This is a genomic window from Ruegeria sp. BHSB196 (assembly GCF_059613135.1).
In genome coordinates this window covers 51,513-62,747 of the sequence record NZ_JBXWRY010000010.1, presented here as the reverse complement: position 1 = coordinate 62,747, position 11,235 = coordinate 51,513, and the positions used below count along the sequence as shown (strand labels likewise).

Below are 11,235 nucleotides of genomic sequence, written 5' to 3'. Positions count from 1 at the left end.
CCGCCACGCGCCCCTAGTGCAGGTTGTGCTGAGAGCCCTTGCCCTCTTCGTCCATGATGCCGCGCCCGGTCCGGAACCGGTCCAGGCGGAACCTGGTGGCGTTCTCGTGGTAGTTTCCGGTCGCGATCAGATGGGCGAAGACGTTGCCCGAGCCCGGCACCGCCTTGAACCCGCCGTAGTTCCAGCCGCAGTTCAGATACAGCCCGTCGATATGGGTGCGGTCGATGATCGGAGAGCCGTCCGGCGACATGTCCATGATCCCGCCCCAGCTGCGCAGCACCCTGGCCTTGCCGATCATCGGCATCAGGGCCATGCCCGCCTCCATCACGTTTTCCACCGTGGGCAGGTTGCCGCGCGCGGCATAGGAGGCGTAGAAATCCAGATCGCCGCCGAAGACCAGTCCGCCCTTGTCCGACTGGCTGATGTAGAAATGGCCCATGCCGAATGTCACCACATGATCGATGCAGGGCTTCAGCCCCTCGGTGACGAAAGCCTGCAGCACGTGGCTTTCGATCGGCAGGCGCATCCCCGCCATCGCCGCCACCTGGCTGGAGCGCCCGGCCACGACCATCGCCACCTTCCTGGCCCGGATCGGGCCGCGCGTCGTCTGCACGCCGCGGACCGCGCCGTTCTCGATGTCAATGCCGGTCACTTCGCAGTTCTGGATCAGGTCCACCCCGCGCCGATCCGCGCCGCGCGCAAAGCCCCAGGCCACGGCGTCATGCCGGGCCGTGCCGCCGCGCGGATGATAGAGACCGCCGTAGATCGGAAAGCGCAGATCGTCGTAGTTGAGATAGGGCAGCATCTTGCGCAGCTCGTCCCGGCCCAGCAGGATCGCGTCGTCGCCCTGGCTGATCATCATGTTGCCGCGCCGGGCGGCGGCGTCGCGCTGCCCGTCGGAATGGAACAGGTTGATGATGCCGCGCTGCGAATGCATCACGTTGTAGTTGAGGTCTTCCTCCAGCCCCTCCCACAGCTTCAGGGAATGGGAATAGAACTCTGAATTTCCCTGAAGAAAGTAGTTTGCCCGCACGATGGTCGTGTTGCGCCCGACATTGCCGCCGCCGATATATCCCTTTTCCAGGACCGCGACGTTGGTCAGGCCGTGTTCCTTGGCCAGGTAGTAGGCGGTGCTCAGCCCGTGGCCGCCGCCGCCGATGATGACGATGTCGTAGTCCGGTTTCGGTTCGGGATCGCGCCAATGCGGCGTCCAGCCCTTGTTGCCGGTCAAGCCTTCCTTGAAGACGCGGAAGCCGGAAAAGCGCATGTTCATCTCCCTGCGGGTGCGTCGGCATGAAACCAACTCCGCGCAGCAGTAGCAACGGCGCGATGCGGACCCCTTTCCGTTTTCGACAAAATCATGTCGTTGCGCGACGAATGGCGGGGCGGAACCGACGGCGGCCGCCGCGCCGGGTCAGAAGCGGACGCGGAACGCCAGCCCGGCGATCGGGGCGGTGTCGTAATCCTGGCGCGAAACCTCGCGCCCGGCGGCATCGTCCAGCCGCAGCGTGCCGTTGAGCTCGGCCCCGGCGAAGGCGGTCAGCGAGATCGCGGGGTTGGGCGCATAGTCCAGCGACAGGACGACCGGGATGCTGCTGTCCTCGCCCACGCCGCCTGGGGCCGGGCCGCTGTCGTTCAGCTGAAACCGCACCCGTTCCGAGCGCACGGCCAGTCCCAGCCGGAGTTTGTCGTTCAGCGCGTAGTCGAGGGACAGCCCCGGCCCCTGGGTCGCGCCCAGGCCGGCGCCGGTGCTCAGGCGCCAGCGATCGGTGATGTCCCAGTCCACCAGCACCGCCGGAAACACGTCGAGATCGCCGGTGCCGACCTCGGAGAACACGCCGAGCGCCGGTCCGATGCGCAGATCCGGGTGCACCTGCCACGAGATGCCGGCGAACACGCCATAGGTGAAGCCGTCGGATTCGCTGGCGCCGCGTTCGTAATCCCAGCGCAGCTGGGGCGAGATCAGCACCCGCGCCCCGTTGTCGAGGCCGAAGCGCAGGGGAACCGTCACGCGGATGTCGCGCACGTCGTCCCAGGGCGCGTTGCCGGGCAGGCTGAAATCGTAGTCGAACTGCCCGTAGCTGAGGAACAGTCCGGCCGCGGACCCGTTGCCGAAAGTGTAGAACCCGCCGCCCCGCAGAAAGGCGCGGCGCGCGCTGAACTCGCCGCCGCCGTCCAGATCGGTGTTCCCCTGCTGGACCACCAGCCCGTCGACGATGGACGACCAGCCCTCGCGCGGCTGGCCGTCGGCCGTTGCGGGCGCGAAGGCGGGGATCGCGACCGCCGCGAGGACGGCCGAAAGACTGGCAAGGCGCATTCTGGCACTCCCGGAAACTGCTCTGCCGCGAAGCTAGCGCAACCGGGCCGGATTCCAAACCCGGTTGCCGCCGGTGCCGTGGCGTCAAAGACCCTTGGCGCGGTAGCTCTTGGCGACGCGGTCGATGGAGACGATGTAGGCCGCCGTGCGCAGGTCATCCACGTCGGCGCGGTCGTGCCAGACCTCGCTCATCGCCTGATAGGCGATCCGCATCGTGTCATCGAGCCCCGAGCGCACCAGTTCCAGCTCGTCGGCGCCCTTGAGATACTTGGCCTTGAAGTCCGGCGACATCGACCAGGCACCCCCGAGATAGCGGTCGAGCCGTTCCAGCTCGGACACGATCAGCTCGTGCCGCGCCTCCTCCTGGCGGCGCTGCATCCGCCCGAACCGGATGTGGCTGAGGTTCTTGACCCATTCGAAATAGGACACCGTCACACCGCCGGCATTGGCATACATGTCGGGGATGATCACCACGCCCTTCTTGCGCAGGATCTCGTCGGCGCCCGCCGTCACCGGGCCGTTGGCGGCTTCGATGATCAGCGGCGCCTTGATCCGGTCCGCGTTGGTCAGGTTGATCACGCCTTCCAGCGCCGCGGGGATAATCACGTCGCATTCTTCTTCCAGAACCTTGCCGCCTTCGGCGGTGTGGGTGGCGTCGGGATAGCCTTCGACGCCGCCGTGCTTGACGATCCATTGCCGCACCGCCTCGACATCGAGCCCGTCCGGATCGAACAGCGCGCCGTCGCGCTCGATGATTCCGATGATCTTGGAGCCGTCCTCCTCGCTGAGGAACTTGGCGGCGTGGTAGCCCACGTTTCCGAGGCCCTGCACGATGATGCGCTTGCCGTCGAGCTTGCCGGACATGCCGGCCTTCTTGACGTCTTCGGGATGGCGGAAGAATTCGCGCAGCGCGTACTGGATGCCGCGCCCCGTCGCCTCGACCCGGCCGGCGATGCCGCCGGCATTGAGCGGCTTGCCGGTCACGCAGGCGCGCGCGTTGATGTCGGTGGTGTTCATGCGGGCGTATTGGTCGGCGATCCAGGCCATTTCCCGTTCGCTGGTGCCCATGTCCGGCGCGGGCACGTTCTGGGACGGGTTGATCAGGTCGCGCTTGGCCAGCTCATAGGCGAAGCGGCGGGTGATCTGTTCGAGCTCGTGCTCCTCGTACTGGCGGGGGTCGATGCGCAGCCCGCCCTTGGAGCCGCCGAAGGGCGCCTCGACCAGGGCGCATTTGTAGGTCATCAGGGCGGCCAGCGCCTCGACCTCGTCCTGGTTCACGGCCATGGCATAGCGGATGCCGCCCTTGACCGGCTCCATGTGCTCGGAATGCACGGAGCGGTAGCCGACGAAGGTGTGGATCTGGCCGCGCAGACGCACCCCGAACCGCACCGTGTAGGTCGCGTTGCAGACCCGGATCTTTTCTTCGAGCCCCGGCGGCAGATCCATCAGGGCCGCCGCCCTGTTGAACATCAGATCCACGCTTTCACGGAAACTGGGTTCGGTTATGCGGGTCATGGAACACTCCCTGATCGGTACTATCGGCGACTCGCGCCCTGACGTTTTGTCGCAGCCCCCTTATGGAGGATCAACCGCGATCTGCCAATTTTTTTGGCAGTTTGTAATCACCTGAAACGCGGAAAGCTGAGTCGCGGAGGCAGGATTTTCGCGGCTGAATTGTCCATGATCGCGAAACAGAACCAGAGGTTCCGGCGCGGTTGACGCCAATTGTCGTTCAGTTCCAGCAACATAATGGCAAAAACGCCTAATTCCTGCCACGATCTGCGTTTACCTTTGTATAGCTAAATTTTCCTGTGGCCGATCTGCCCGGCCAGAAAGGGTATCTTCATGCGCAAGGAATTCCGGACGCCCGCGTATGGGTGCGACAAGCTGCCGTTCCGCCTCGTGAGACATCTGGGGACATTTGCGTCCCGGGAAAACGGCTCGGTCACCATTCTCGCACTTTTTCTGTTTCTGATCATTCTCTCCATCGCCGGCATCGGCGTCGATCTGATGCGGTACGAGCGCGACCGCGCCTCGCTGCAGTACACGATGGACCGCGCGGTTCTGGCCGCGGCGGACCTGGACCAGAAAGGCACGCCGGAATCGGTCGTGCGCGACTATCTGGACAAGGCGGGGCTGCTGGACAAGCTCAAGACCATCGACGTGCAGGAGGGGCTGGGATACCGCAAGGTGACGGCCACGGCCGAGGCCGAGGTGCCGACGCAGTTCATGCACCTGTCCGGGGTGGATTCCATGAGCGCGCCGGCCGCCAGCGCGGCCGAGGAAAGCATCGGCGGGGTGGAGATCTCGCTGGTGCTCGACGTGTCCGGGTCGATGAACAGCTACAGCCGCCTGACCAACCTGAAGGTGGCGGCGAAGGATTTCGTCGATCAGATGGTGGACAACACCGAGGACGGCAAGCTGTCGATCTCGATCGTTCCCTATGCGACGCAGGTCTCGGTGCCGCAATCGATCTTCGACCAATACCTCACCAGCGGGACCAACGACTATTCCCGCTGCATCAACTTCAGCGCCAGCGACTTCAACACGACGGAGATCGACCAGACGGCCACCTATCAGCGCACGATGCATTTCGACCCCTGGTACACGAACGACCGCCGCGACAACGGCGAGATCCTCGGCGCCAGCCAGTCCAGCAGCACCCTTCCGGTCTGCGAGGCGCTGTCGAGCCGCGAGATCCTGCCGCTGCAAAAGGACCGTTCGACGCTCAAGAACTATATCGACGCCTTCGTCGCGCGCGGAAACACGTCGCTGGATATCGGCATGAAATGGGGCGCGGCGATGCTCGACCCGAGTTTCCAGCCGGTGGTCAGCTCGCTTGTCGATGCCGGCGAGGTTGACGCGGCCTTTGGCAGCCGTCCCGGCGCCTACAATTCGAGCGATGCGCTCAAGGTGATCGTGCTGATGACCGACGGCAACAACACCAGCCAGTACTACATCAAGGAAGGCTATCGCGAAGGCGCTTCCAATGTCTGGTGGAACGCGGCGGAAAAGACCTATTCCATCTACGATCCCGAAAGCGAGATGTATTTCTGGGTCGATGCCGACGACTACGGCGCCGCCGACTGGCAGGACCACCCCTATGGCAACGGCGACGAGCATTGGGACTGCTACAACGGGAACTGCTGGGTCGACGAGAACGAGCCGGAAAACGGTGCTGCCGTTCAGCTCGACTATCCCGAACTGTGGGCCCGGACGACGCTGTGGTACAACGTCAAGAAGCACTACTACCCCTGGATGAACGACAATACCGCCAGGAATCAATGGGTCTACGGCGTGCGCGGGTACTATGGCGACAACACCAAGGACACGCGCACCAAGGCGATCTGCGACGCGGCGAAGGGCAAGGATGTCATCGTCTACACGATCGCGTTCGAAGCCCCGGCCGAGGGCAAGTCGGTGCTCCAGTACTGCGCGAGTTCGGACAGCCACTACTATGACGTCCAGGGGCTGGAAATCACCGATGCCTTCGCGTCGATCGCGTCCTCCATCCGCAAACTGAGGTTGACACAATGATCGCAAGGATGCGCAGAAGGCTGCGCCGGTTCCGGCGCGCCGAGGACGGCACGGCGACGGTCGAGTTCGCGATCGTCTATCCGGCCATCATGTTCATCATCCTGTCCGGCACCGAACTGGGCGTGATGACGCTCAATCACGCGATGCTGGAACGGGCGGTGGATATCACCGTGCGGGATGTGCGCCTGAATACCGGCAACACGGAGTTCAACCACGACCTGCTGAAAGACCTGATCTGCGACCGGGCCGGTTTCATCCGGGACTGCAGTGCGAACATGCGGCTGGAAATGATCACGCAAGACGCCCGCGTCGGCATCACCCTGCCCGACGAACCGAACTGCGTGGACTCCCCGGAGGAGGTGCGCGCCAAGCACACCTTCGTCAACGGTCAGAGCAACGAGTTGATGGTTCTGCGCGCCTGTGTCGAAATCAACCCCGTCTTCCCGACATCTGCGCTGGGACGCGCGCTGTCGGCGGAGTCAGCCGACGGCCAGTACGCGCTGACGGCGACGACGGTCTTTGTTCAGGAGCCCCTGTAAGGTCATGTTCATTCAGTCGATTCTCAAACGAGTCAAAGCGTTCCGCCGCGAGGAAGACGGCGCGATCCTGGTCGAAGCGGTGCTGGCACTGCCCGTGCTGCTGTGGGCCATCGCGGCCTCCTATACCTATTTCGACGCCTATCGCCAGAGCGCCTCGAACCTCAAGGCCGCCTACACGATCGGCGACCTGATCTCGCGCGAGACGGAAACCATCAACGACGCCTATATCGACTCGATGCACCGGCTGATGGAGATCATGGTGCGCAACGGGACGACGATGAACATCCGCATCTCGCTGCTGACCTTCGACGAGGATGACGACCGGCATTACGTGCGGTGGTCGGCAGTGCGTGGGTTCCAGAACGAATGGACCAACGACAACATCCATCTGATCCGGGACAAGCTGCCGCCGATGCCGGATGCCGACACGCTGATCCTGGTGGAGACCAACAATCTCTACGAACCGCCGTTCAACGTCGGGATCAACGACATCGCCCTGAACAATTTCGTCTTCACCCGTCCGCGTTTCACCAACGAAATCGCTGGGTCGGTCTGACCTCAGGCGCGCTCGGCGATCATGGCCGCCAGTATCTCGGACATGAACTTGGTCTGATGGCCCGGTGTGACGCCGCCGATACCGACACGGCGTCCCAGTCGCCACCACAGCCCCGGCCGCCAGACGCGCGGGCCGGGGGTCTTGGTGCGGATCAGAAACCCGCTGGACGGTTTGAAGGCGAACATGCCCCGATCGATGCCGTCGATATCCTCGACCCGGGCGATCAGATCCCCCGCGCTGGTGCGCAGCTCGGACCGGGTCAGTTCGATCCGGTGGGCGGTGGCCCGGTAGAGCTGCTGGGCCAGCAGCAGCGACAGCACGCCGATCACGATCAGGAACAGCTGCCAGCCCGGCTCTGGGGGTTGTGACAAGGCGACATAGATCACCAAAAACCCGAAAAAGCCGAGCATCGCGACCCCCATCCAGCGCCGCGGCGCCGAAGCCTCGACTGTGGCCAGAACTTCGTCCTGCATGAATGCCCTCCGGTTGCTGCCCGACCCGTAAAGCAAATCTCGGGCAAGGAACAGGGGGATGCGGATGCTTTGCAAATTCGCACAGGCACGGTTGGCACGCGCGAATTGATTGACCGCGCGGCGCGACTAGATTGCGGGACACGCACAGGAGGTCACATGTCCATTCGACCCACACTCGAAATTCGCAAGGCCGTCCCCACGATGGAAGGGGCCGGCGTCAAGCTGCATCGGGCCTTCGGGTTCCAGGATCCGACCGAACTGGATCCGTTCCTGCTGTTCGACGATTTCCGCAACGAGCGCCCCGAGGATTATCTGCGCGGCTTTCCCTGGCACCCGCACCGGGGCATCGAGACCATCACCTATGTCCTGGCCGGAACGGTCGAGCACAAGGATTCGCTGGGCAATGCCGGTTCCCTGGGCGCGGGCGACGTGCAGTGGATGACGGCCGGATCGGGCATCCTGCATCAGGAGATGCCGCAGGGCAATGCAAAGGGCCAGATGCACGGCTTCCAGCTCTGGGGCAACCTGCCCTCGGATCAGAAGATGACCGCGCCCCGCTATCAGGACATTCGCGGCTCCGACATTCCCGAGGTGATCGACGATGACGGCACGCGGGTCAGAGTCATTGTCGGCACGTTCTGGGGCAGGACCGGCCCGGTGGACGGGATCGCGGCGGATCCGCAATACCTGGACATCTCGATCCCGGCGGGGGTGAAAAAGACCTTCGCGATCGACACCTACCGCCGCGCCTTCGCCTATGTCTTCGAGGGTCGGGCCGCCTTTGCCGATGCGTCGGTGCCGCAGGGCGTGCTGCTGGAAAAGGAAGTCGCCGGGCAGGAGGTGAACATCCGCGACATGTCGGGGGACCGGACCCTGGTGCGGTTCGGCAACGGCGACGAGATCACCGTGCAGGCCGGGCCGGAGGGGGTGCGGTTCCTGCTGATCTCGGGAGCGCCGATCGCCGAGCCGGTGGCCTGGCACGGCCCGATCGTGATGAACACGCAGGAAGAGCTGCAACAGGCGTTCCGCGACCTGCGCAACGGCACCTTCATACGCCCGGCACACTGAGTCGTGCTATGGTGGCCGGCAAACCGACAGGAGGCCACCATGATCGTCCGCATCTTTCGCGCCGTCATCTTCGACGACAAGATAGACCATTTCCGTAAGTTCCTGCTGGAGACCGCCCTGCCCCTGATGCGCGAGCAGGACGGGCTGGTGTCGATCACCCCGTGCCTGCCGCGCCCGGAAACGCCCAACGAATTCTGTCTGGTGATGGTGTGGGAGTCGCTCGACGCGCTGATCGCCTTTGCCGGCGAGGACTGGCAGAAGCCCCACGTCCTGCCGGAAGAGGCCGAGATCGTGAAGGACCGGCACCTGCATCACTATGACCTGGCGCCGGGCGCGGCCTGATCAGGACGCGACCGCCTTGCGGACCATATCCCAATAGATGGTTTCCACCTCGTCCAGCGACAGTCGCCCGCCGCTGCGATACCAGGTGTTGACCCCGTTGAGCATGGCGATGACCGCCAGCGTCGCGATCTTGGTGTCCGGGACCGTGAACGCGCCCCGCGCCACGCCGGCGCGCAGGATGCCTTCGAGATCGTCCTCGTAGGTCCGGCGCAGGGCTTCGATGGTGGCGAAGTTCTCGGGGGTGAGGTTGCGCAATTCCATGTAGGCGATGAACACCTCGTCGGGCCGCTCCAGGTGGAAACGGATGTGGAAACCCACGAATTGCCGGAGGTCTTCCAGCGGATCGCCGGTCTTTTTCCGCGCCGCCCGCGCCGTCAGCAGATCGTCCATATGGCCGTGCATCAGACGGAACAGCAGGCTCTGCTTGTCGGGGGTGTAGTTGTACAGCGCCCCGGCCTGAACACCCACCTCGCCGGCGATCTGGCGCATCGAGACCGCGGCATAGCCGTGCCGCGCAAACAGTTTCAGCGCCGCCTCGTGGATGCGCGGGCCGGTGATGTCGGAATGGGAACCCTGGGTACGTGCCATGCGCTCACGCTATCTGAACATACGTTCAAATAGAAGCCCGCTTGAACCGATCCGGCAAAACGGGCATCAAGCGTCAAACACCAGTCGGAAACCCATCGATGAGACCGCGCCTTGCCCCGATCCTGCTGCTTGCCGCGGCCGCCTGCACCCCGGTGCCGGAACTGTCCGAACGGGTGCGGCCGGAAATCCGCAAGGCGTCCTATCCGAAGCTGATCCCGATCGACGACACGCTGGGCCCGCCGGTGAATCCCCAGGGCGAGGCGGCCGAGGTCAAAGCGGAACTGGACGCGCGCCGCGAGCGGCTGGCGCAGCGGGTCGAGACCTTGCAGGCACCCACCGCGGAGGACGAGGAGCGGACCGGCGGGACCGCCGCGGACTGACGCCCGCACCGGATGGATTGCACCCCTGCCCCGAACCGGATAAGGCACCGGGCAAGAGGCGGGCCAGCCATGGCCGCAAAGGCGAGCGGAAGGATACCCACGGGATGACACAGGCGCTGCGGCTTGGGATTGCAGGTTTGGGAACGGTCGGCGTGGGGGTCGTCCGGATCGTGCGGCGTCAGGCAGGGTTGCTGGCGGCGCGGACCGGCCGGCCCATCGAGATCGTGGCGGTATCGGCCCGCGACCCGAAGAAGGATCGCGGCGTCAGCCTGTCCGGCTATGGCTGGGAAAGCGACCCGGTGGCCCTGGCCCGGCGCGACGACGTGGATGTCTTCGTCGAGCTGATGGGGGGCGAAAACGGCCCCGCCAAAGCCTCGGTCGAAGCGGCCCTGAGCGCGGGCAAGGATGTGGTGACTGCCAACAAGGCGCTTTTGGCGGTGCACGGGCAGGATCTGGCGGAAACCGCCGAAGCGGCCGGCCGGGTGATCCGGTTCGAGGCCGCGGTGGCGGGCGGGATTCCGGTGATCAAGGCCCTGACCGAGGGGCTGGCGGGCAACGAGATCACCCGCGTCATGGGGGTGATGAACGGCACCTGCAACTATATCCTCACCCGGATGGAAGCCGAGGGTCTGGGCTACAACGCCCTGTTCGAGGAATGCGCCAAGCTGGGCTATCTGGAAGCGGACCCGAACCTTGACGTGGGCGGCATCGACGCCGCGCACAAGCTGGCGCTGCTGGCCTCGATCGCCTTCGGCACGCGCCCGAATTTCGGCGGCATCGAGATCGAAGGCATCGAACATATCAGCCTCGACGACATCCGGCAGGCGGCGGACATGGGATACCGGATCAAGCTGCTGGGCGTGGCGCAGCGCAGCGCCCGCGGGCTGGAACAGCGCATGCAGCCCTGCCTGGTGCCCAGCGACTCGCCGCTGGGACAGCTGGAAGGCGGCACCAACATGGTGGTGATCGAGGGCGACGCGGTGGAGCAGATCGTGCTGCGCGGCCCCGGCGCGGGCGAAGGTCCGACCGCGAGCGCGGTGATGGCCGACATTTGCGATCTGGCGCGCGGCCTGCACATTCCGACCTTCGGACAGCCGGCGACGTCGCTGAAGAAGATGGCGCCCGCCCGCACCGGCCTGCCCGCGCCCTACTATCTGCGGATGGCTTTGCTGGACAAGCCCGGCGCCTTGGCCAAGGTGGCCGCGATCCTGGGCAATGCCGGCGTGTCGATCGACCGGATGCGGCAGTACGGACATACCGACAGCACCGCGCCGGTGCTCATCGTGACCCACAAGACGACGCGGGCGGCGCTGGACGTGGCGCTGGAGGGGCTGCGCGCGACGGATGTGGTGGCGGGCGCGCCGGTGGCGCTGCGGATCGAGCAGGTCTGAGCCAGCTTTCCCTTGCGGGTCGAGGCCGGCGCGGGCTATGCGGT

The 11,235-nt window shown here is 65.0% G+C and carries 12 protein-coding genes; 7 read left to right on the top strand and 5 right to left on the bottom strand.

Going from position 1 to position 11,235, the window contains the following annotated elements; genetic code table 11:
• Nucleotides 1–13 precede the first annotated feature (13 nt).
• The 3 genes from AC2FNJ_RS07825 to AC2FNJ_RS07815 all read right to left on the bottom strand — a co-directional run bounded on the left by AC2FNJ_RS07825 (nucleotide 14) and on the right by AC2FNJ_RS07815 (nucleotide 3,832).
• Nucleotides 14–1,267, bottom strand: a complete 1,254-nt coding sequence (locus tag AC2FNJ_RS07825) for a sarcosine oxidase subunit beta family protein (RefSeq protein WP_496763658.1) — start codon at nucleotides 1,265–1,267, stop codon at nucleotides 14–16.
• A 147-nt stretch (nucleotides 1,268–1,414) separates the two neighbouring features.
• Nucleotides 1,415–2,317, bottom strand: a complete 903-nt coding sequence (locus tag AC2FNJ_RS07820; protein WP_496763657.1) for a hypothetical protein — start codon at nucleotides 2,315–2,317, stop codon at nucleotides 1,415–1,417.
• Nucleotides 2,318–2,401: 84 nt separating this feature from the next.
• Nucleotides 2,402–3,832 carry a Glu/Leu/Phe/Val family dehydrogenase gene (locus AC2FNJ_RS07815; RefSeq protein WP_496763656.1) on the bottom strand — a complete coding sequence of 477 codons (1,431 nt, stop codon included), beginning with the start codon at nucleotides 3,830–3,832 and terminating at the stop codon, nucleotides 2,402–2,404.
• A 330-nt stretch (nucleotides 3,833–4,162) separates the two neighbouring features.
• On the opposite strand from AC2FNJ_RS07815, the gene AC2FNJ_RS07810 reads away from it, so the two are divergent.
• The 3 genes from AC2FNJ_RS07810 to AC2FNJ_RS07800 are packed head-to-tail and all read left to right on the top strand — an operon-like array spanning nucleotide 4,163 to nucleotide 6,949.
• On the top strand, nucleotides 4,163–5,854 hold the full coding sequence (locus AC2FNJ_RS07810) for a pilus assembly protein TadG-related protein (protein ID WP_496763655.1): 1,692 nt from the start codon (nucleotides 4,163–4,165) through the stop codon (nucleotides 5,852–5,854).
• Between the two features lie 8 nt (nucleotides 5,855–5,862).
• Nucleotides 5,863–6,393 (top strand): TadE/TadG family type IV pilus assembly protein, encoded by a 531-nt coding sequence (locus AC2FNJ_RS07805; RefSeq protein WP_496763654.1) that lies wholly within the window; start codon nucleotides 5,863–5,865, stop codon nucleotides 6,391–6,393.
• Nucleotides 6,394–6,397: 4 nt separating this feature from the next.
• A complete protein-coding gene (locus tag AC2FNJ_RS07800) occupies nucleotides 6,398–6,949 on the top strand; it encodes a TadE/TadG family type IV pilus assembly protein (RefSeq protein ID WP_496763653.1) in 552 nt (183 codons plus the stop codon).
• 2 nt (nucleotides 6,950–6,951) lie between these two features.
• On the opposite strand, the gene AC2FNJ_RS07795 is transcribed toward AC2FNJ_RS07800, so the two are convergent.
• Complete coding sequence (locus AC2FNJ_RS07795; RefSeq protein ID WP_496763652.1) at nucleotides 6,952–7,422, bottom strand: hypothetical protein; 471 nt, start codon at nucleotides 7,420–7,422, stop codon at nucleotides 6,952–6,954.
• A gap of 156 nt (nucleotides 7,423–7,578) precedes the next feature.
• On the opposite strand from AC2FNJ_RS07795, the gene AC2FNJ_RS07790 reads away from it, so the two are divergent.
• Entirely contained in the window at nucleotides 7,579–8,490 is a 912-nt protein-coding gene (locus AC2FNJ_RS07790) for a pirin family protein (RefSeq protein WP_496763651.1), read from the top strand.
• A 39-nt stretch (nucleotides 8,491–8,529) separates the two neighbouring features.
• Nucleotides 8,530–8,832 carry an antibiotic biosynthesis monooxygenase family protein gene (locus AC2FNJ_RS07785; RefSeq protein WP_496763650.1) on the top strand — a complete coding sequence of 101 codons (303 nt, stop codon included), beginning with the start codon at nucleotides 8,530–8,532 and terminating at the stop codon, nucleotides 8,830–8,832.
• Here AC2FNJ_RS07785 and AC2FNJ_RS07780 read toward each other — a convergent pair whose 3' ends face one another.
• Nucleotides 8,833–9,420 (bottom strand): TetR/AcrR family transcriptional regulator, encoded by a 588-nt coding sequence (locus AC2FNJ_RS07780; protein WP_496763649.1) that lies wholly within the window; start codon nucleotides 9,418–9,420, stop codon nucleotides 8,833–8,835. It lies immediately after the preceding gene.
• 98 nt (nucleotides 9,421–9,518) lie between these two features.
• Here AC2FNJ_RS07780 and AC2FNJ_RS07775 point away from each other — a divergent pair, with 98 nt between their 5' ends.
• Entirely contained in the window at nucleotides 9,519–9,800 is a 282-nt protein-coding gene (locus tag AC2FNJ_RS07775; protein WP_496763648.1) for a hypothetical protein, read from the top strand.
• Between the two features lie 104 nt (nucleotides 9,801–9,904).
• Nucleotides 9,905–11,191 (top strand): homoserine dehydrogenase, encoded by a 1,287-nt coding sequence (locus AC2FNJ_RS07770; RefSeq protein ID WP_496763647.1) that lies wholly within the window; start codon nucleotides 9,905–9,907, stop codon nucleotides 11,189–11,191.
• Nucleotides 11,192–11,235: the final 44 nt, after the last annotated feature.